The 20,448-nt window shown below is 72.4% G+C and carries 18 protein-coding genes; 9 read left to right on the top strand and 9 right to left on the bottom strand.

Annotated features, from left to right (window positions below; all coding sequences use genetic code 11):
- Window positions 1-12 precede the first annotated feature (12 nt).
- The 5 genes from ACFYXV_RS11640 to ACFYXV_RS11620 are packed head-to-tail and all read right to left on the bottom strand — an operon-like array spanning window position 13 to window position 7,622.
- Window positions 13-2,541 (bottom strand): acyl-CoA reductase, encoded by a 2,529-nt coding sequence (locus ACFYXV_RS11640; protein ID WP_389382748.1) that lies wholly within the window; start codon window positions 2,539-2,541, stop codon window positions 13-15.
- The gene (locus ACFYXV_RS11635) at window positions 2,538-3,770 is read right to left on the bottom strand and encodes an acyl-protein synthase (protein ID WP_389382747.1); all 1,233 of its coding nucleotides are present in this window, start codon (window positions 3,768-3,770) and stop codon (window positions 2,538-2,540) included. The genes ACFYXV_RS11640 and ACFYXV_RS11635 overlap by 4 nt, the downstream gene beginning before the upstream one ends.
- Window positions 3,767-4,903, bottom strand: coding sequence for a GNAT family N-acetyltransferase (locus tag ACFYXV_RS11630; protein ID WP_385473479.1), 1,137 nt, complete (start codon window positions 4,901-4,903; stop codon window positions 3,767-3,769). Before ACFYXV_RS11630 ends, ACFYXV_RS11635 begins: the two co-directional genes overlap by 4 nt.
- Complete coding sequence (locus ACFYXV_RS11625) at window positions 4,900-6,351, bottom strand: MFS transporter (protein WP_389382746.1); 1,452 nt, start codon at window positions 6,349-6,351, stop codon at window positions 4,900-4,902. Before ACFYXV_RS11625 ends, ACFYXV_RS11630 begins: the two co-directional genes overlap by 4 nt.
- A complete protein-coding gene (locus ACFYXV_RS11620; RefSeq protein WP_385473489.1) occupies window positions 6,348-7,622 on the bottom strand; it encodes a phenylacetate--CoA ligase family protein in 1,275 nt (424 codons plus the stop codon). The genes ACFYXV_RS11625 and ACFYXV_RS11620 overlap by 4 nt, the downstream gene beginning before the upstream one ends.
- A 406-nt stretch (window positions 7,623-8,028) precedes the next feature.
- Here ACFYXV_RS11620 and ACFYXV_RS11615 point away from each other — a divergent pair, with 406 nt between their 5' ends.
- Both ACFYXV_RS11615 and ACFYXV_RS11610 read left to right on the top strand, forming a co-directional pair.
- On the top strand, window positions 8,029-8,607 hold the full coding sequence (locus tag ACFYXV_RS11615; RefSeq protein ID WP_385473492.1) for a molybdopterin-dependent oxidoreductase: 579 nt from the start codon (window positions 8,029-8,031) through the stop codon (window positions 8,605-8,607).
- Window positions 8,608-8,719: 112 nt separating this feature from the next.
- On the top strand, window positions 8,720-9,070 hold the full coding sequence (locus ACFYXV_RS11610) for a hypothetical protein (RefSeq protein WP_389382745.1): 351 nt from the start codon (window positions 8,720-8,722) through the stop codon (window positions 9,068-9,070).
- 23 nt (window positions 9,071-9,093) lie between these two features.
- Here ACFYXV_RS11610 and ACFYXV_RS11605 read toward each other — a convergent pair whose 3' ends face one another.
- Together ACFYXV_RS11605 and ACFYXV_RS11600 are read right to left on the bottom strand one after the other, a co-directional pair.
- Window positions 9,094-10,074: an alpha/beta fold hydrolase gene (locus ACFYXV_RS11605; protein ID WP_389382744.1), complete on the bottom strand. Its 981-nt coding sequence runs from the start codon at window positions 10,072-10,074 to the stop codon at window positions 9,094-9,096.
- Between the two features lie 200 nt (window positions 10,075-10,274).
- Window positions 10,275-11,717: an MFS transporter gene (locus ACFYXV_RS11600; RefSeq protein ID WP_389382743.1), complete on the bottom strand. Its 1,443-nt coding sequence runs from the start codon at window positions 11,715-11,717 to the stop codon at window positions 10,275-10,277.
- 139 nt (window positions 11,718-11,856) lie between these two features.
- Between ACFYXV_RS11600 and ACFYXV_RS11595 the strand changes: the two genes are divergently transcribed.
- Entirely contained in the window at window positions 11,857-12,678 is an 822-nt protein-coding gene (locus tag ACFYXV_RS11595; protein WP_385473565.1) for a helix-turn-helix transcriptional regulator, read from the top strand.
- Window positions 12,679-12,755: 77 nt separating this feature from the next.
- On the opposite strand, the gene ACFYXV_RS11590 is transcribed toward ACFYXV_RS11595, so the two are convergent.
- Entirely contained in the window at window positions 12,756-13,145 is a 390-nt protein-coding gene (locus tag ACFYXV_RS11590; RefSeq protein ID WP_389382742.1) for a hypothetical protein, read from the bottom strand.
- A gap of 345 nt (window positions 13,146-13,490) precedes the next feature.
- Here ACFYXV_RS11590 and ACFYXV_RS11585 point away from each other — a divergent pair, with 345 nt between their 5' ends.
- Complete coding sequence (locus ACFYXV_RS11585) at window positions 13,491-14,936, top strand: glyceraldehyde-3-phosphate dehydrogenase (protein ID WP_030159005.1); 1,446 nt, start codon at window positions 13,491-13,493, stop codon at window positions 14,934-14,936.
- A gap of 170 nt (window positions 14,937-15,106) precedes the next feature.
- A complete protein-coding gene (locus ACFYXV_RS11580) occupies window positions 15,107-15,838 on the top strand; it encodes a hypothetical protein (RefSeq protein WP_385473504.1) in 732 nt (243 codons plus the stop codon).
- Between the two features lie 451 nt (window positions 15,839-16,289).
- On the opposite strand, the gene ACFYXV_RS11575 is transcribed toward ACFYXV_RS11580, so the two are convergent.
- Complete coding sequence (locus tag ACFYXV_RS11575) at window positions 16,290-17,174, bottom strand: 5,10-methylenetetrahydrofolate reductase (RefSeq protein ID WP_389382741.1); 885 nt, start codon at window positions 17,172-17,174, stop codon at window positions 16,290-16,292.
- Between the two features lie 238 nt (window positions 17,175-17,412).
- Between ACFYXV_RS11575 and ACFYXV_RS11570 the strand changes: the two genes are divergently transcribed.
- From ACFYXV_RS11570 to ACFYXV_RS11555, 4 genes are all read left to right on the top strand, one after another.
- Window positions 17,413-18,150: a response regulator transcription factor gene (locus ACFYXV_RS11570; protein WP_389382740.1), complete on the top strand. Its 738-nt coding sequence runs from the start codon at window positions 17,413-17,415 to the stop codon at window positions 18,148-18,150.
- A complete protein-coding gene (locus ACFYXV_RS11565; protein ID WP_389382739.1) occupies window positions 18,147-19,595 on the top strand; it encodes a sensor histidine kinase in 1,449 nt (482 codons plus the stop codon). Before ACFYXV_RS11570 ends, ACFYXV_RS11565 begins: the two co-directional genes overlap by 4 nt.
- A 118-nt stretch (window positions 19,596-19,713) precedes the next feature.
- Window positions 19,714-20,130, top strand: coding sequence for a hypothetical protein (locus ACFYXV_RS11560; protein ID WP_385473516.1), 417 nt, complete (start codon window positions 19,714-19,716; stop codon window positions 20,128-20,130).
- Between the two features lie 59 nt (window positions 20,131-20,189).
- On the top strand, window positions 20,190-20,393 hold the full coding sequence (locus ACFYXV_RS11555) for a hypothetical protein (RefSeq protein WP_389382738.1): 204 nt from the start codon (window positions 20,190-20,192) through the stop codon (window positions 20,391-20,393).
- The last annotated feature ends 55 nt before the right edge of the window (window positions 20,394-20,448 follow it).

The following is a 20,448-nucleotide window of genomic DNA, read 5'->3' as shown; positions in this document are numbered from 1 at the left end:
CCAGGTCCGGGACTAGCGCCTGCCGTCCACCACGGCCAGCAGCTTGCCGCTGGTCGCCGTACGGTCCAGATCGGCCCCGTCCACCACCTCGACCGTGAAGTCGAGCAGCCTCTCCGCCACCGCCGACCGCACCTCCGGGTACCCGTCCAGGAAGGCCTCCCGCGCACGTTCCGGATCCGGAGCGTGCGCGCTCTCCAGCCGTACGGTGAGGCCTTCGCGGGCCGCACCGGCCGTCAGCACGGCCTGGAGCTCGCCCCCGTAGCCGAGCCGCTCCCCGGCGATGGCCACGAAGCGGCGGTAGTTGAGGAAGTACGTCGCCACCCGCATCACCTCGCCCAGCCGGCCCAGCAGTTCGAAGCGCGGGGCGTGGCTGCCGCAGGGGCAGCGGCCGGGCAGCGCGCGCCCGAGGTCGCCGATCACGTACCGGTCGAGGTGCTGGCCGCGCCGGGCCCGGGTGGTGAAGACGAGGCGGCCGGTCTCCCCCGGGGCCACGGGCCGGTCCTCGCCGACGTCGACGATCTCCAGCGCGTGCAGGTCGGCGTGGAGGTGGTGGACGCTCCCGCCGCTCTCCGTGCACTGGTAGCCGAGCGGGCCGAGGTCCGTGCTGCCGTAGGTGATCGAGTGGATGACCTCGATGCCGAACGTCTCGGCCAGCGTCCTGCGCTGCTCCTCGGTGAAGTGCTCGCCGCCGTAGTAGATCTTGCGCAGGCCCCCGTACGAGCGCAGCAGGTCCGCCTCCTCGTGCAGGAGCTGCCAGAGGTAGGAGGGCATGCCGAACAGCGTGTCCACCTCGTACGCGGCGATCATCTCCGCCGTGGCCCGGTGGTCGGCACCGGCGGCCATCGGCATCTGGACGCCGCCGAGGCGCTCCAGGATGGAGAAGAAGCTGATGAATCCGCCGTACATGCCGCCGCAGTAGAAGAGGTTGGCCGTACGGTCGCGGGCCGGGTCGTAGCCGGCGGCGAGCAGGCCGCGGGCGGCGGCGTGCATCTGCGTGTCGTAGTCCTCGTACGTGAACAGCGACAGGGCGGGCGTACCGGTACTGCCCCCGCTGCGGAAGTACAGCTCGGCGTCGCTCCGGTCCACCCCGCGGTTGAGGTCCTGGACGGCGGCCTTGTCCAGCAGCGGCCCGGTGGGCGGCGGGAAGTGCGCCGGGCGGGCGAGGTCGTCGAGGCAGGCGGTGGCGGCGAAGCGCGCGTCGGCCTGGACGGCCACACGGCGGCTGTAGCGCTGGAGGGCGTAGACCCCGTCGTGCGGCTCACCGGCGTAGCCCGCGGTCATGGCCCCGACGGGGGTGACGCGGGTGGCACCCGCGGCCAGCACGAGGGCGGAGAGCTCGGCGATGTCGGTGCGGCTGCCCGCGATCCCGGCCGTCTGGAGGTAGCGGCGCATCGGGCGCAGCGTGGTGATGAGGTCCTTGCGCGGCAGCGGCTTGACCCAGACGCTGCGGTGCAGCGGCGAGGCGGTGAGTGCCGGACGGCTGTCGGCCATCACCCGCCAGGTCCCGTCGGGGGCGGCCAGGACGCGGGTCAGGCCGAGGTGCTCCTCCAGGCGGGCGAGGTGCTCGGTGGTGGTCAGTTCGGCGTACTCGGCCGGGTCGAGGTCGCGGTCCGACGCGGCGGGCGCGGGCTGCGCGGCCAGGGCCGCGGCGAGGCGCCCGGCGAAGGCGTGGAGCGCCTCGGTGTTCCCGGGATCGGTGTCGAGGTAGACGACCTGGGGGCTGGAGCAGGCCTGCTGCTCGAAGAGGCAGACGTCACCGGCCAGGGCGCTCAGCGTCGCCTCGTCGGCCCAGGCCTCCTCGGTGACGTACGCGAAGGAGATCTTGTGCCCCCACTCCACCAGGCGGCACCCGGCCGGGACATGGGCGGCGACGCCCTCGACGGCACTCTCGCCGCCCCAGACCGCGACCGCGTCGGCGGGCGCGCACATCAGGCGCAGCCACTCCTGCCGGGAGGAGGGGAAGCGGAGCACGATGATGCGCTCGGCGAGGGCACCGGTCGGGTCCTGCGCGGCGAGTTCGGCGAGGAGGTGCTGGGCGAGGAAGGTGTCGGCGCTGCTGGTCTTGAGGACGTTGACGTTCCCTGCGAGGAGTCCCTCGATCAGGCTGAGCGGGGCGACGGTGGCGGCGTTGCCGGGGGCTATGTGGGCCACCAGGCCGACGGGCGCCCAGGCCTCGTAGACCGTCTCCTTGGCATCGGGGCGGTTCAGCCGCTGCGGCGCGGCGCCGCCCAGCTCCCGGCGGAGTTTTCGGGTGAGGGAGGGGCGGCCGAGGAACTCGGCGAGTTCGGCGAGGAGTTCCTCCCTGTCCGCGTCCGTGCCCTCGGGCAGGTGCGGGCCGAGCCGCTCCCGTACCCGGTGGCCCGGGTTGCGCAGGGCGCGGGAGAGCGCGTCGCAGGCGGCCAGGACGGTCTCGGTGTCCAGCGGCGCGGCGAGCGCGGCCTCGACGGCAGCGGGCAGGGTGGCCAGCCGGCGGGCGGCCTCCTCGTCCCCGATGAAGGTGCCCTGCCAGTAGTGGTGGTTGAGGTTGATGGTGTCGGTCACGACATTCCCTTCATCAGTTCGGCGGCGGCCACGGCACAGCTGCGGTTGCGGCTGACGCCGGCGCGGCCGTGGATCGTGAACCAGGGGGTGGTCAGCTCGCAGCCGCACTCCTCGCCCGGGTGGAGCGAGGCGAGGTCGCCCATGAGCACGCTCTGCGCCGGCACGGAGGTGATGTACGGGGACACCAGGTGCAGGTAGCCGCGTTCGCCGTACGGGAGGGGTTCGAGGGTGCGGGTCGAACGGATGAAGACGCGGGACCAGACGGGTGCGTGGAGGTTGTGGTGCGCGCACTCGATGTACGGGATGCAGTGCTCGACCGAGCCGAAGGTGTCCCGGATCCGCTCCGAGGGGATGCCCAGCTGCTCGGTGACGCGGGCGTACAGCTCGTGCTTGCCGATCTGCCGGTCGGTGTGGCCTTTCCAGCCGCCGCCGAGAATGACCAGCGAGCCTTCGGGCAGCTCCAGCGGCGGGAGGCCCATGGCCCGCATCCGCTCCAGCGTGAACCAGAGGAAGGCCGGGAAGCCGAGGATGCGTACGGGTACGTCGTCCTCTGCGAAGCGGCGCAGCGCGGCGACGCAGCCGAAGGGGTCGAACTCGTGGCCGTTGCCGGTGCCCCGCAGGGCGTACTCGACCTGCCGGGCCGGGGCGAAGTCGCACAGGTAGTTGTCGGTGAACGAGGTGCCCAGGTTGAGGTCGCGGGCGGGCTCGTAGCTGTAGAGCAGGTAGTTGACCGGCTGTTCGGGGGTGATCCAGCCGTTGTGGTCGAAGATGCGGGCGACCATGCGCTGGGCGGAGCGGATGGTCCACTCGTCGAAGAACATCTGCGACTTCTGCCCGGTGGTGCCGGAGGAGGTCAGGTGGAGGTGCACCCGGTCCTCGGGTATGGACAGGACCTCGTGGCGCTTGAAGAAGTTCGCGTGCACCAGCGGCGCCCGGTAGGGGGTGTCCGGCCGCGCGCCGTCGTCGTACAGGCTGCGGAAGAACGGGGAGCGCTCGCGGTGCCAGGCGTTGGTCTCCGCCATGGCGGCGGCGAACAGCTCCTCCTCGGCGGGGCCGCTGGTGTAGGGGTCGGTCAGGTCGCAGAGCTGCTGCACCCGGCCGAGGGCGTCGGCGTCGGGGACGTCGACGGGGCCGAGATGGGGTTTCGAGGGGGACGTGGACGGAGCGGCGGAGGGCGCCGTGGACGGGGCGGCGGAAGGGGCCGTGGAGTCGGCCGTGGAAGGGGTCATGAAGCAACCTCACGTACGGGCAGATGCGTCGACGCCCAGGCCGACACATAGGAATCGAGGAAGGGCCGGAGCGGCGGGTCGACGACGAGCCCGCGGAAATCGATGTGTTCGGCGGTCCGGGACATCACCACGTAGTCGTGGAAGCCGTCCCCGTCCCGGCGCATGGCCGGATACAGGGCCCCGGCGATGAAGCCCTGGGCGGCGAAGGCGGAGAGCGCGGCGTGGTGTTCCAGCGGTACGAGCGCCTCCACGTAGCCCGCTCCGGCGCGGGTCAGGGTCCGGGTGACCGGTTCCAGCCAGCCGGCGGCGGCCGCCGGGTCCGGGTGGGCGGTGACCAGGGCGCAGTAGCCGCCGGTGCGGTTGAGGTAGGCGTACACCTCGAAGGCGCCGTCGTCGGGGGTGAGCAGGATGTTGGGGGTGTGCAGCGGGTAGAACCAGCGGCCGGTGTCGGGGAAGTGCTCCTTGAAGCGGCGGCGGACGAAGGCCGGCGCCTCGATCATCTCCAGCCGGCACGGGGCGGGCCCGGGGGGCACCGGCAGGGGCGGGGTCGGCCGGGCGTCCGCGTAGCTGATGCCGAGGCCGGCCTCGGCGGTGCGCAGGAGCGGCAGCAGGGAGGCGGGGACCTCGGCGACGGGTACCCGGCGGTCCAGCACCCCGGGCGAGTGACGCGCGTAGAGTGCCAGGCTCTCGCGGCTGCTGAGGTCCACGGCGTTGGGCAGGATGCCGAGCGGGCGGAAGCCGTTGCGGGCCACGACGCGCTGGGGGCCGGCGCTGACGGTGCGGACGGTGGCGTACACCGAGTCCAGCTTCCCGGCGTCGAGCGTGCCGGCGCAGACGGCCTCGGTGAGCTGCCCGGCGAGCCCGGAGCCGCGCTGGTCGGGGTGGACGGCGAGGCCTTCGAGGCGGCCGACGCGGCTGCCGGGTTCGCTGTGGACCGCGGCCGATCCGGCGAGGGCGCCGGTGCGGGGGCAGCGGGCCACGAGCCAGAGGGTGTGCGGGTCCTGGATCAGCCGGGACATCTCGGCGGGGTCGGTGCCGAGGGCGGTGGGGTAGTGCGGTCCGTAGACGGCGTAGTAGAGCTGGCGGAGATCGGCGATGTCGGCCGGGGTGGCCTGCTGGATCGCGGCGGTCATCGCACGCCTCCTGCGGGAGTGGGTTCCGGGGTGGCGGCGGGACCGTGCGTGCCGACCGGGTCCGGGGCGCCGGCCCGTTCCGGTGCACCGGCCCGTTCCGGTGCACCGGCCCGTTCCGGTGCGCCGTCCGGTTCCGGTGCGCCCGCCGGGCGGGAGTGGCCGGGCAGGAGGGCCAGGGCGAGGGCGGCGGGCACGAGTCCGGCCGCCTGGATCAGGCACAGCGTCTGGGCGGAGAGGTGGTCGCCGAGGAAGCCGAAGAGCAGCGAGGCGAGCGGGAAGGTCGCGCCGAGGACGGCCTGCATGACGGCGAAGAACGCGGGCTTGTCGGCGGCCGGGACCAGCCGCTGGAACAGGGCCACGAAGCGGACCCCGATCACGCCGACGCACCAGCCGGTCAGCAGCAGGGAGCCGGCGATGGCGGGCCGTGCGGCGATCAGGCCGGGAACCGCGAGCGCAGCGGCCATCACACCCAGGCACGCGGTACCGACCACGGCGGGCCGGCCGGGCACCCGGGCGCCGGTGAAGGAGCCGACGAGCGTGCCCGCGCCGAGCGAGGCCTCCAGCAGGGCGACGGTGGCGCCGTCGGCGTGCAGGACGGAGGCGGTGTACAGCGGCATGACCACGAAGACGGCCGTGGTGAAGAGGTTGGCCGCGGTGAAGCAGAGCAGGATGCCGCGGACGTACGGCATGGAGCCGAGCAGCCGGCGCAGTGTCCGGCGCGGCGCGTCCTGCGCGTCCTCCCCTCCGGAGTCCTCCCCTCCGGCGACTTCGGCATCGGCCTCGGCGGCGGGCTGGGCGGCGGGCTTGGCGGCGGTGCCGAACCGTACGGCCGCGATGAGCAGGGCTGCCGTGCCGTAGGCGGCGGCGCAGCCCACGGCGAGGCCGGCCACCCCGGCCGCGTCCACGACCAGGGCGCCGAGCAGGGCTCCGCCGAGGCTCGCCAGGGACTGGGTGGACAGCTCGAAGCCGGTGGCGGCCTCGATGTCCGCGTCGTCGACGAGCTCGGGTACGGAGGTGGTCAGGCAGGGGTCGAAGAAGGCCTGGCAGGTCGCCAGGGCGAGGGCGGCGCCGTAGGCGGCGGCGACCGGGAGTTCGCTCGCGCCGGCCCACACGGCGAGGGCGGCGGACGCGGCTCCCGCGCCGGCGGCGGCGGTGCGCAGCAGCGAGCCGTGGGCGAAGCGGGCGATGGCGCGGGCCACGAGCGGGGCCAAGGCCACGGAGGGCAGTGTGCTGACGGCCATGAACAGCCCGGCCGCGAAGCCTCCGTCGCCGGATACGGCCTCGCTGATGAGCCACCAGGAGACGCCCACCTGGAACATGCGCACACCGGCCTGGGTCAGCACTTGGCCGAGCCATACGGTGCCGAAGGCGCGGTTGCGCAGGACGAGGGGCAGCCGGCGGCCGGGGGCCGGTGCGGGGGTCGGTGTCGGTGTCGGTGTCGTCGTCACGAGGTCGGCCTCTCGTCGAGGACGCGGACCAGCTTGCCGGTGCGGGGGTTGACCACCAGGTCCCGGTGGCGGGCCCATTCGACGCGGAGCGGGTGCACGAACCCGGCCTCGACGCTGTCGGGGTAGAGCGGCCGGGCGGTGTTCAGCCCGGTGACGACCGCCTTGGCGAGGAGCTCCAGGCCGGCCGGGTCCTGGCCGGGGGCGGTCGCCAGGCGCAGTACGAGGCCGTCGCGGCCCTCCCAGCGGCGTACGACGAGCTGAGTCCCGGTGACCGCGCCGCGGGTGTCGGCCTCGGCCACCGCGTTCGTGGCGTCCTGCCCGTACAGCGACACGGGACCGACGCGGACGCCTTCCTCGGCGCGGCCGAGGATGCGGAAGGCCCCGCCCTCGGTGTCGGTCCACTCCGCGCGGTCTCCGGCGGGATAGCGGATGACGGGCATGAGGCGGCGGTAGAGCTGGGTGACGACGACCCGGCCCGGGCGGCCGGGCTCGCGGATCGGCTCGCCGGTCGTGTCGTCGAGGATCTCGACTAGGGTGTGCGGGGCGAACGGGCGGTGCGTGCGCGTGTCTTCGTCCGTGCCGGGCACCGGCCGGCCCAACAGGCCGCCGTCGACGCTGGCGTAACCGAGCGAACGGGGCGTGGCCTGCGGGAAGGCGGCCGCGAGGAGGCGGCGCTGGTCCTCGAAGAGGGCCTCGCCGCCGAAGAACAGGAACTCCACGCCGGGCAGTCGGCGGCCGGCGGAGGTCAGGTGCTCGGCGAGGCGGCACAGCGTGGTCGGTGTTCCGGCGAGCACGTCGGCGGCGAAGTCCTCGATCGTGGTGAGCGTCGATTCGATCGGTGCGCCGCCGCCTATGGGCAGGCGGACGTTGGCGACGGGTGCGTGCGCGAGCGAGTCCAGGATGAACAGGAAACTGGCGTAGAGCTCACCGGCGTAGAAGAGGTCGGCGACCCGGTGGCCGGGCCGCAGGCCGGCGTCGACCATGCCGGAGCCGAAGGCGGTGACGAACTCGCTCCATTCCTCACGGGTGTAGCAGGAGAAGCGCGGCGTCCCGGTCGTACCGCCGGTCTTGAACGCGACGGCTTCCCCGAGGGGAGCGGTCAGGACGCGGTTGTCCCGCAGGGTGTTCGCGGCCCAGAACGCGTCCTGGTCCACGACGGGAACGTCGGTGATCCGGCTCACGTGCGGTGGCAGGTCCGCGTAGAGCTCGGCATAGAAAGGGGAACGGTCGCGGGCGAAACGCACGAGGTCTGAAAACTGCTGGACGGGCATGCTGCCTTTACCTCGAAAGATGAAAGATGAAAGTTGAAATGGGTGGGGTACGGACGGCGCGCGCGTCGGGGAGTGGTGGAACTCACACCACTCTCATCCGTTGATCAGTCAACAATGCCTATGCTGCGCACAGTTGGCGAGCGCGGGCTCAACCTGATGTCTGTTCACATCATGAGACAAGTGGAACGCACCGCCAAATCGATCGATGGCCGCACCACGGACTTCCGGCCCCCGGGGCCGAAAACGCACAGCCGCCGCCCCGACTATCCATTCACCGGGATTCGGCGGGCCGGCGGCCCCGGTAATGCGGAGTCCGATTCGGAATCGGCGGCGGGGCTGGCAAGCTCTTCCCGTGGCGGTGCGCTCACCGCCGATTTCCGCCGGCCGGCGAACGGGAGACGACCTCGTGGGAACCGCACCCCTGCCTCCGGGCCAGCGCCTCGCCAAGGGCTGGCCCGTCTCCCACTACGGGCCGGTCCCGAGGTTCCGTCCCGAGCGCTGGTCCCTCCAGGTCTTCGGCGCCACCGCCACGGGGGCCAAGTACGCCTGGTCGTTCGACGAGTTCTCGGCGCTGCCCGGCATCACCGTCGAGACCGACCTGCACTGCGCCTCGGGTACGACCTCCACGGACCACGAGTTCTTCGGGGTCGCCGCCCGGACGGTCCTGGAGCTCGCTCCCCCGGACCCTCGGGTCACGCACGTCATGGCCTGGGCCGAGTACGGGTACAGCGCCAACCTCCGCCTCGGAGACTTCACCTCCGAGCGGACCCTGCTGGCCACCCACCACGACGGCGAGCCGCTCACCGTCGAGCACGGGTTCCCCCTGCGCCTGGTCGTCCCGCACCTCTACGGGTACAAGGGGCCGAAGTGGCTGCGCGCGATCGAGTACATGACGGCCGACCGGCGCGGCTTCTGGGAAGAGCGCGGCTACCACAACATCGCCGACCCCTGGACGGAGCAGCGCCACTCCTACCAGGAGGAGTAGCGGGTAACGGGCAGCGGGTCCGGCCGGCAGGGGCATCCGGTCCGAACAGGCACTACGGCCCCGGCGCACGGCCGTCCGTGTCCCCGCCGCCGGGGAAATCGTTTGCCCGGGCATGACGACGACGCGCTCCACGCTCACCACCACGGCGCGGCACCGGGCGGCCGCCGACGACGGCGGTCGCCCCCCGTACGTCCCCGCGCCCCGGCCGCCGGCCCACGCGGCCGCGGCCGCCCCGCTGTTCGAGCAGCTCGCCCGGGAGTGGGCGGCCCGCGGGGCCACGGTGCCGGGGCGGCCGGATCCGACCTGGCGGCAGCTGATCTCCTGGGAGCACTTCGAACGGGAGACCGCGGCCACGGTCCGCGACCTGCATCTGCGCGGCCCGGAACCGGTGCCGGTGCCGGTACCCGTACCGGTGCCCGTGCCCGCCGCCCCGGTGAACCCGCCCCGGTGGACCCGGGCCTGAGGCCGTGGCGGCCGGCCCGGCCGTCATCGGCCGAAACGGATCCGGCCCGCGATCAGGCGGATGGCACTGATCGTCAGGTCCGGGTCGTGCAGCTGTACGTAGTGGTCGCTTCCGGCGGCCAGGAGGTGCGGGGTCTGCTCCCCCAGCTCCACCAGGGTCTGCTGGACCACGGGCCAGGCTCGCTCCAGCGGTGCCAGGAGGTCCTTCGTGCTCCCGGCCGGGGCCGCGAAGGGCTCCGTCTTGCTGAGGACCGCCATCGGTACCCTCGGCAGCGGTTTCGCCGCCCGAACCGCGCCGATCGCGCCGTCGACGTCGGCCTTCTCGAACGCCGGGTCGGCGTCGAAGGGCGTGCCGGGGTTGTTGAGCAGCTTCACGTAAGCGGGCCACCGCGCGCCGAAGTACGGCTCGATGCCGGTGCCGAACGCGTCGACGAAGACGAGGCCGGCCGTCTTCTCCGGATGCCGCTGCGCGTACAGCCTCGTGATCATCCCGCCATACGAGTGGCCGACGAGCAGGTACGGACCGGGCACGTGCGCCGCCGTCAGCACGCGGTCGAGGTCCTCGGCCATCGCGCCGAGGGAGCGCGTCCCGGTCTGCGGCGTACTGCGGGTGGTGAGCGCCGGCGGGTTCGAGTAGCGGATGGTGCCGGGCCGGTCGTACGTGCACACCCGTGCGAAGGCCGCGACGCCCGGGAACACCGCCGGCGCCTTCGGGACGGGCGGCCGGGTGTCGGTGAGGGTCCAGGTGTCGGAGGAGTCGTGCAGCCCGGACTCCAGGACGACCGTCGGGCCGCCGCTCCCCTTGCAGCTCAGCCAGAGCCTTCGGCCGTCGCCCACGTCGACCTGCCGGGAGAAGTCCCCCGGGTCCCGGCTCGGCCCGGTGCCTGCCGCGGCCGGGGTGCCCCGGAGCGCCGACGGGCTGCCACAGCCGGGAAGCACGGCCAGTGCGGTCGCGGTCGCGGTCGCGGTCAGCACGGCGGTCAGGAGCGGGATCCGCTGTCTCATCGGCACTCGCTTCCACGCGTCCTCGTACGCCTGCCCGGCCCGATCATCCGGTACGGGCGGCCGGCGCCGCGCGATCGCCGCGCAGGAGCCGCGCGGCCGGACGCGGACGGGGACCGGTCCGCGGAGGCTGCCCTCCGCTCCCGGTCCCCGGTCCCGAACGCAGGTGCCGGCGCAGGTGCCGGCGCCGATGCCGATGCCGGTCAGACCTTGCGCGTACGGCCGCCGCCCAGTCCGAATCCCACCAGGACCGCGGCCGCGACCACGATCGCCGCGTCGATCGCCAGGACCGTACGGACCCCGTCGAAGAGCGAGGCCTGCGTGGTGGCGAGGACGCCGAGCAGCGGGATCCCGATCGTCAGGCCGACCTGCTGCGTCGTGGTGACCAGGCCGGTCGCCAGCCCCTGCTCCTCGTCGGGCACGCCGCTGGTCACGGTCAGCCCGTAGGAGATGATCGCGCCGAGGTGGAACATGCTGGCCACCGAGACGGCGACGGTCGCCAGCAGCGCGCCCGACTCGGCACCCACGGCGAGCAGGACGGCGATGAACAGGCCCTGGCCGAGCAGCGATCCGGTCAGCGTGCGCCGGGCGCCGAAGCGGCCGATGACCTTGGGCGCGTAGGAGCCGGCGACCGCGGAGGCGACGCCCTGGACCCCGAAGACCAGACCGGTCCGGAAGGGGGACAGCTCCAGCGTCTCCTGGAGGTAGAGCGTCAGGACGAAGATGACCGTCGACATCATCGAGAAGGTCACCAGACCGGCGACGTTGCCCCAGGCGACGGTGCGCCGCTTCAGCATCGGCAGCGAGACCAGCGGGGCCGGGCTCTTCGACTCCACGACGGCGAAGGCGACGAGCAGGGCCAGTCCGGCGAGCAGCGTGCCCCATACGTCCGCTCCGCCGAAGCCGCGCTGGGCCGCCGAGGACAGGGAGTAGATCACCGCGAGCAGGCCGCCGGTGACGGTGATGGCGCCGGGTACGTCCAGGCGCGGCCGGTCGGGGGTGCGCGACTCGGGCAGCAGCCCCGGGGCGAGGGCCAGCACGATCACGGCGGTCACCCCGAGCAGCCCCATGGTGGAGCGCCAGCCGAGGGTGTCGGTCATGACACCGCCGAGGACCATGCCGATGGTGAAGCCGAGGGAGAGCAGGGTGCCCGAGATGCCGAGGGCCTTGTCGCGCAGCGGGCCCTCGGGGAACGTCGTGGTCAGCAGGGACATGCCGGTCGGCACGATGACCGCCGCACCCAGGCCCTGGAGGGCGCGCCCGGCCAGGAAGGACGCCGGGTCCCAGGCCAGGGTGGCCAGCAGTGAGGCGGCGCCGAAGAGGGCGAGGCCGGCGAGGAACAGCTTCTTCCTGCCGTACAGGTCGGCGATCCGGCCGAAGAGGAGGAGGAAGCCGCCGGAGGGCAGGGCGAAGGCGGTGACCGCCCACTGGAGGGCCGACCGGCTCAGGCCCAGGTCCTTGCCGAGCACCGGCAGGGCCACGTTCAGTACGGAGAAGTCGAGCGCCACCATGAACTGGGCGGCGCAGAGCACGAAGAGGACCAGCTTGGCGCGGCCGGTGAGCCGCTCGCTCACGGGGGCTGCCGCCGTGGTCGTTGCCTTCGTCGTTGCCGACGTTGTCGTCGTTGTCTGAGAATCGATCGCCATGGCCACACCCTCGCGGCACGGGAATGCCCGTGGAGAGTGGGAACTTATCCTGTTGGTGGCACCACCAGGCAGCCGACAGGGGGAGTGAGTGGCTACACCGATCGACAAACACCGCCGTTCCGAGCTGCGCGAGTTCCTGATGAGCAGACGGGCACGGGTCACCCCCACGGAAGCGGGACTGCCCGACGGCGGGGCCCGCCGCCGCACCCCGGGCCTGCGCCGGGAGGAGGTCGCCGTGCTCGCGGGAGTCGGGGTGTCCTGGTACCAGTGGCTGGAACAGGGACGCGACATCACGGTCTCCCCGCACGTGCTCGACGCGGTGGGCCGGGTGCTCAAACTGTCCAGTGCCGAGCGCCGGCACCTGTACGTACTGGCGGGACTCAACCCGCCCGCACTCGAAGTGGCCCCGGCCGACCGGGACATGTGCCAGGGCCTGAAGCGGCTGATCGACGCCTGGATGCCGTTCCCCGCGCACATCATGGACGCGTACTGGAACACGGTCCTCTACAACGACTCGGCCGCGCTCGTGCTCGGCATGCGCCCGGAGATCGTGCAGAACTGCCTGATCGCGTTCTTCACCGACCCCATCTACAAGGCCCGTTCGCCGCGCTGGGAGGAGATCGCCTGCCTCGTGGTCGCCCAGTACCGGGCGGCGAGCTCGGAATGGCCCGAGGACGAGGGCTTCCAGGCCGTCATCGAGGAGGCGCGGGAACTCAGCCCCGAGTTCGCCGCGCTGTGGGACCAGCGGGACGTCCGGCCCGGCGGCCAGATCCGCAAGGAGATCGAGCACCCGGTCGTCGGCACGCTGTACGTGGAGTCGACGCAGCTGCGCGTACCGGCCCGGCCCGACCTGTCGATCGTGCTGCACACCCCGCTGCCGTCCACGGACACGGCGGAGAAGCTGGAGTGGCTGACCTCCGCGGAGGGGCGCCGGGGGACCATGTACCCGATCGCGGGCTGACGCCGTACGCGCGTGCCCGGCCGGCCGTGCGGCCGGCCGGGGCACCGCGGCGGCCGACCGGGCACGGCAGCGGCCGGCTACCGCTCGCCGGACGCCACGCGCGTGAGCTCTTCCTCCACCGCGCGCAGCTCTTCTTCCCGCCGGTCCATGAGGATCAGCAGCTCCCGGTGGTGGGTGAGCGCGGTGACGAGGAGATCGCTCCAGCCGGGTTCCAGCGCGCACATGCGCCGCGCCGCGGCCACGGACTCGGCGCGCAGGGCCAGTGCGATCTCCGGCTGGTGTGCGAACTCGTAACGGCTGTACTTCCACAGTGCGGCGGACAGCAGGGGCAGGTAGGCCAGGGGGCTGACCTGGACCAGGACGCGGTAGGCCGCGACCCGCTCGCGGACGGACGGCTTCCCCGATCCGAGGAGGGCGACCCGGGCTCGGAGGACTGCGTCGTGATTGATGTTCGCCGAGTGATTCATGACGCCGATTCTCAAAGCCGCACAGGGGCCCGAACAAGGGCAAACGACTGTGCCCTCGGTCCTACGAAAACCGCCTCTGACCTGTCATGATTGGTACGTCTTCACCCCTGCGCCCCCCGGACGGCCCGTCGGCCTCCGCGACGGGATGCCGCCCCCTCGCTCCTCCCCCGCCCTCTCGTTCCGCCGTCTTGCGCGGGCCGACGAGCCACCGCGCGGACACTCAGAGGATCACCCAAGAGCAAATCCGACAGATCGCCTCAAAAGGTCGCTCCAGCGGTACCCCTTGAGTGCCCAAAGTGGCGTGGGGTTAGCATGTGAGCGCCGCCTAGCTCGAAAGATAAACCTGTGACTGTCAATGACGACTCGTTCACCAACTGGAAAAACCGCGAGGAGATCGCGGAGTCGATGATCCCGATCATCGGGAAGCTGCACCGTGAGCAGGACGTGACGATCCTGCTGCACAGCCGCTCCTTGGTGAACAAGTCGGTGGTCAGCATCCTGAAGACCCACCGATTCGCCCGTCAGATAGCCGGCGAGGAGCTCTCCGTCACGGAGACCCTGCCGTTCCTGCAGGCGCTCACCACGCTGGACCTGGGCCCCTCCCAGATCGACATCGGCATGCTCGCCGCCACCTACAAGGCCGACGACCGCGGCCTGTCCGTGGAGCGCTTCACCGCCGAGGCCGTCGCCGGCGCCACCGGTGCCAACAAGATCGAGCGCGGCGAGGGCCGCGACGTCGTCCTGTACGGCTTCGGCCGCATCGGCCGCCTCGTCGCCCGCCTCCTCATCGAGAAGGCCGGCTCCGGCAACGGGCTCCGCCTGCGCGCCGTCGTCGTCCGCGGAGGCGGCGAGGCCGACCTCGTCAAGCGCGCCTCCCTGCTGCGCCGGGACTCCATCCACGGCCAGTTCCAGGGCACGATCACGGTCGACGAGGCGAGCAGCACGATCATCGCCAACGGCAACGCGATCAAGGTGATCTACGCCAACGACCCGAGCGAGGTCGACTACACGGCGTACGGCATCAAGGACGCCATCCTCATCGACAACACCGGCAAGTGGCGCGACCGCGAGGGCCTCTCCAAGCACCTGCGCCCCGGTATCGACAAGGTCGTCCTGACCGCTCCGGGCAAGGGCGACGTCCCGAACATCGTCCACGGCGTCAACCACGACACGATCAAGCCGGACGAGCAGATCCTGTCCTGCGCCTCCTGCACCACCAACGCGATCGTCCCGCCGCTCAAGGCCATGGACGACGAGTACGGCGTGCTGCGCGGCCACGTGGAGACCGTCCACTCGTTCACCAATGACCAGAACCTGCTGGACAACTACCACAAGGCCGACCGCCGCGGCCGCTCCGCGCCGCTGAACATGGTGATCACCGAGACCGGTGCCGCCTCGGCCGTGGCCAAGGCGCTGCCGGACCTGAAGGCGCCGATCACCGGCAGCTCGATCCGCGTCCCCGTCCCGGACGTCTCGATCGCGATCCTGAGCCTGCGCCTGGGCCGCGAGACCACCCGCGAGGAGGTCCTCGACTACCTCCGCGACGTCTCGCTGAACTCCCCGCTGAAGCGCCAGATCGACTTCACCACCGCGCCCGACGCCGTGTCGATGGACTTCGTGGGCTCGCGCCACTCGTCGATCGTCGACGCCGGCGCCACCAAGGTCGACGGCGACAACGCGATCCTCTACCTCTGGTACGACAACGAGTTCGGCTACTCGTGCCAGGTCATCCGGGTCGTCCAGCACGTCTCCGGCGTCGAGTACCCGACGTACCCGTCCCCGGCGGTCTGATCCCGTAACACCGGTCCGATCCCGGGACACCCTCGTACCGCGCACGGCCCGTTCCACCGCCCACCCCGGCGGCGGAGCGGGCCGTGCGCGTTGCCGGGTGGCTCCCCGGGTAGCGCCGGAGCGCCGAAACCCAGGTGTGCGGTGGACTGTTGTGCTGTTACGTTCCTCGTGTGCCGAAGTTGAATCAGATCATCGCAGTGGAGAAGGGCGTCAAGTCCAAGTCTCTCCAGGAACTCACCCAAGCCCATCAGGACGTCCAGAAGCCCGCGTTGCTCGCCGGCATCTCGCGGACGTACCAGCCCAAGGACGAGGAGGGCGAGCAGCTGCCGCCCGAGTCCACGCGGGTGCAGGTCAAGGCGGAGGACGTGCTGCGCGCGACGGCGGGGACGCTGACGCGGCTGTTCGACGTGACGGCGACGAAGGACTGGGCGAACCGCACGGCGGCCGCGGACATCGTCGTCGACGGTACGGTCCTGCTGCCCCAAGTGCCCGTTCCGTACCTGCTGTTCCTTGAGAAGCAGCTCACCGACCTGCACACGTTCGTACGCAAGCTGCCGGTGCTGGACGCGTCGGAGGCCTGGAACCTCGACCCGTCCACGGACGCGTGGAAGACCGATCCGGTCCGTACCATCCGCACCAAGAAGGTGCCGCGCAACCACGTGAAGGCCGAGGCGACCGAGAAGCACCCGGCCCAGGTCGAGGTGTACTACGAGGACGTGCCGGTCGGTTACTGGACGACGGTGAAGTTCTCCGGCGCGCTGCCCGCCCGCCGGGTCAACGAGCTCCTCGACCGGGTCGAAAAGCTCCAGCAGGCCGTCAAGTTCGCCCGCGAGGAGGCCAACGGCACCGACGTCACCGACCAGCGCGTCGGGGACGCGGTGTTCGGCTACCTGTTCCGGTAGCCTCAAGATCGCCCCTTGTGCGAGCGAGGGGGTGCGCGCGCGAGCGCGCAAAGCTGAAACTGATGTTGAAGCTGACCGAGGGGTGTCAGTTGGGGGTTCGAATCCCTCCCCCGGCACACGTGCCGGGGTGGCCCAAGCCGGAAGAGGCGGCCCCGTGAAACTCAGATTCTCGCTCCAGTCTCAGCATTCGCCGCCGAACGCCGGATCGACCGAGCGCGGACGATCATCGATGGATGGGGGTTCAAGTCCCCTCTGCGCCTCTCTCGTGGCGCGGTAGTTCAAAGGCAGAACACGTCGATCTCAGAATGATCCGCGACTCTTAAACGCCGTCGGTGTGCCAATTGGGTGGCAAGCTGGAGCCCGGGAGCTGGATATGCTCCCGGGCTCCGTCACGTTCCCGCCCGGCCCGCCCCGGTAGCCCGCGTGCAGGACGGCGCACCGGCCACCCCCGTCAGCCGCCGAGGCGCTCCAGCATCGCGCGGCGCCAGCGCTCCGTCTCGGCGATCTGGTTGAACGTGAACAGGTGCAGACCGGCCACCGCGGACTCGGGCGCACCCAGCGCCGGGGCGCTGCGGCGCAGCAGCCGATCCGGTGAGTACCCGCCCGGGGCGGCGAAGCGCAGGAACCACGAGGGGTGCCGGGTCAGGAACTTGGCCGACTCCCCCACGCCGATCTTCGTGGCCATGGACAGCAGCTTCGTGCGTTCGACGGGACCGGCGATCCCGACGTGTACGGGCAGTACGATCTGCCGGCTCCGTACCCGCCCGAGCCACTGCCGCAGGGTCGCCGGGTCGAAGCACAGGTTGCTGACGATGTACGTCGCGTGCGGCTGCTTGTCCGCCATCGCCCGTACGGCGACCTGGTCGTCGATGAGGGGGTGGCTCTCCGGGTAGCCGGTGATGCCGACGTGCGCGAACGGGCTGCCCAGCTCGCCGAGCCGGCGCAGCACGGGCAGGGCGGCGTCGTACGCCCCCGCCGGCGGGTCGGCGTCGCCGGCCGGCACGAAGACGTCCTCGACGCCGGCGGCGACCAGCCGGTCCACGATGTCCGAGAGGTGGGCGGCATCGGTGATCTGCCGGGCCGGGACGTGCGGGACGACGCGGTAGCCGTGCCCGGCCAGACGCACGGCGAGGTCCAGGGTGGGACCGATGCCCTTGGCCGGGGAGGCGGTGACGGTGACCGGCACGTCGGCCGGGACGTGCGCCAGGACCTTGTCCTCGGTGGCCTTCGCCGGCAGGACCTCGTAGCGGACCCTGCGCAGGAGCTCCGCGAGGCCTCCCCCGGTGACCGGGGCCTGCGCGGGGCGTTCGGGATACGGCGTGGGCCGGGCGGACATGCCGCTCCTCCTGGGGGTGGGGGTGGTGCCGCGTCGGCGGCTTTTCGGCCTCCATCATGCCGGGTGCGCACATGTCGTCGTCCGCCGCCCACCGGAGGCCGCGGGCTCGGACCGTGGAACACACGGCCGCACCGACCGCGGAGCTCACCCCGCCTTCCGGGGGATCCGGCGGCCGTGAGAGGGTCGGCCCGGCCCCGCGGCGGAGCCGCGCGCGAGGAGCGCGCGAGGAGGAGGCACTGTGACCGGCACCGGCCGTACATCCGGCGGTACGTCCACCGGGCGGGTACTGGTGGCGGACGACGACGCCGCCATCCGCCGCTCCCTGGAGCGCGGGCTGCGGCTGAGCGGCTTCACCGTACTGCTCGCCGAGGACGGGCCCGGCGCACTCTCCGTGCTCGCCGGCCAGAGCCCGGACGTCCTCGTACTGGACGTCTCGATGCCCGGCCTGACCGGTACCGAGGTCTGCCGCGGACTGCGCGCCCGCGGCGACGAGACCCCCGTCCTGATGCTGTCGGCCCTCGACGAGGTGGCGGACCGGATCGCGGGGCTCCAGGCCGGGGCCGACGACTACCTGGTCAAACCGTTCGCCCTGGAGGAGCTGGTCCTGCGCCTGCACGCCCTCCTGCGGCGCCGCCCGGCCCCCGAGCCCGCCCCCGGCGCATTGCGCGCCGGCCCGCTCGTGATCGACGAGGCCCGCCGCCAGGTCCATCACGAGGGGGACGAACTCCATCTCACCCGGCGCGAGTTCGAGCTCCTGCTCCAGCTGGTGCGCAACGCTGGCATCGTCCTCACCCGCGACCAGCTGCTGGACCGGGTCTGGGGCTACGACTTCGAGGTCCGCAGCGACGCCGTCGACACCTTCGTCAGCTATCTGCGCCGCAAGCTGGAGGAGGGCGGGCGCCCGCGCCTGATCCACACCGTGCGCGGAGTCGGCTTCGTCCTGCGCGTCCCCGGGGCCCGGGAGGGCGGGAAGTGAAGCTCGCCACCCGCGTCGCCCTCTCGGTGACGGTCGTGGTGCCCCTGCTGGTGCTCGCCGCGGGGCTGCTGGTCCTCGGGCTGGTCAGCCGCGATCTGCACCAGCAGCAGGACACCCGGCTGCGGGACCGGGCCTCCGCCGTCCTCCCCGACGTCAAGACCCTGCTCACGGCCGACCGCAACGGGAAGCCGAAGGTGGAGCAGAACCAGCACCGCAAGGTGCTGGGCGATGTCCTCGACGCCGGCATCCGCGTCCGGACGGCGGACGGAGCCGTCGTCCTGGAGGGCGGACCGCAGCCCGCCGACCCGGTGCGGCTGCCCGAGGGGACGGCGGACGGGCCGGTCACCGTCCGGGCCAAGGGGCGTGCCTGGCGGGTGCTGACCGTCCCGGTGGCAGGCCCCGCGCCGGGCACGCTCTGGCTGTTCACCCCGGCCTCGGCCGCCGACCCGCAGGTCGTGGCCGTACGCCGCCGGGTCCTGCTGGTGGCCCTGCTGGCGGCGCCGGTCTCGGGGCTGCTCGCGTACGGGCTGGCCGGCCGCGCCACCGCCTCCGTGCGAAGGCTGAGCCGCCGCGCCGCCGAACTCGACCCGGGCGCGGGCCCCGCGGCCTTCGCCAGCACGCCGGTGAACATCGCCGAGGTGGACGAACTGTCGGCCGCCATCGGCCAGTTGCTCTCCCGGTACGAGGAACAGGCCGCCCGCACGGCCCAGGCGCTGGACACGGCCCGCTCGTTCTCCTCCGCCGCTTCGCACGAGCTGCGCACCCCGCTGATGAGCATGCGGACCGACCTGGACGTCCTGGCCGCCCACCCCGACCTCTCCCCCACCGAACGGGCCGAGATCGTAAGGGACTTGCAGCGGGACCACGCCCGGCTGCTGGACCTGCTCACGGCCCTGCGGATGCTGGCGCGGGGCGATCTGGTGGAGGTGTCCGCCTTCACCTCGCTCGATCTGCCCGAGCTGGTGGACACCGCGGCCGGGGAGAGCGCCCGCCGCCACCCCGGAGTGCGGCTGGACGTGGAACTCCCGTCGGAGCTGAGGGTGTTCGGGTGGGAGGCCGGGCTGACCATCCTGCTCGCCAATCTGCTGGGCAACGCGGTGGTGCACGGTCACCTGCCGGGCGAGCCCGCCCGGATCGCCGTACGGGTGCACGCGGAGGGCGGGTACGCGGTGCTCACCGTGGACGATGCGGGGCCCGGCATCGCGCCCGGTGAGCGGGAAGCCGTGTTCCGGCGGTTCCACCACCGCCCCGGCAGCCCCGGCTCGGGGCTCGGCCTGACGCTCGTCGCCCAGCAGGTCGCGCTGCACCGGGGCTCCGTCGTGATCGGCACGCCGCCCGGCGGCACCGGCACCCGCTTCGAGGTGCGCCTGCCCCTGTCGGCGGCGGACGCCCCGACCCTGAGGCTGCCGAAGCGGCGCGACTGGATCTCCTCGCGGGGCGAGTGAGGGCGCCCGGCCCGGAGGGCTCCCCCGGACTCACAAAGTTTCCACAAAGACACCCCCTACCGTCCTGACCGGTCGGCCGCCCGTGAGCCGGCCCGTTCGCACCGAAGGGGATACAGCCATGCTCCCGAACCGTAGGACCGCCGCCGCCGCGATCGGCGCCCTCGCCCTGTCCGGCGCCCTGATCTGCGCCGCCCCCGCGCAGGCCGAGTCGGCGAGCCCCGCCCCGGCCGCGTCCAAGGCGGCCAAGTCCGCGCCGAAGGGCGACGGCGCCAAGGCGATCTGCAGGCGCCTGCCCAAGACGCAGACCCGCGTCAACACGGCCGTGGACCGGCTCAAGGGCGATCCCACCGTGCTGGGTTCCGTCGCGCGGCTGGAGCAGCGCGTCGCCAACGCGCAGACCGCCGGCCACACCCAGGTCCACGACTACCTGAACGACCGCCTGACCTTCCGCAAGAGCCTGCTGCCCACCCTCCAGAAGCGGCAGGACGACCTGAAGGCCGTCAGCGCATGGTGCTCCGCGCAGGATTCCAAGTGACCCGAACGACCCGAGCGACCCGAGCGAGCCGGGTGAGCCGGGTGAGCCGGGTGAGCCGGGTGACCGGTCCCCGCCGCGCGGCCGCGGCGCTCGCCGCGCTGACCGCGGTGACGGCACTCCTGATCACCGGCTGCACGCCGGGCGCGACCGCCAAACCGAACAGCACGGCCGACGACGCCACGGTCAAGGACATGCAGCAGAAACTGGACGACGCCGAGAGCGCGGCGGCCCGGGCGGAGACCGACGCCACGCAGAACAACTGACCGACGGACCCGCCCCGCACACGCCCAGGCCCGCCCCCGAATCCGGTGGCGGGCC

The sequence above is a fragment of the Streptomyces sp. NPDC002181 genome (assembly GCF_042890485.1).
Classification (GTDB): Bacteria; Actinomycetota; Actinomycetes; order Streptomycetales; family Streptomycetaceae; genus Streptomyces.
Note: the sequence above shows the minus strand (reverse complement) of the source record. Positions and strands in the feature narration are given on the sequence as shown.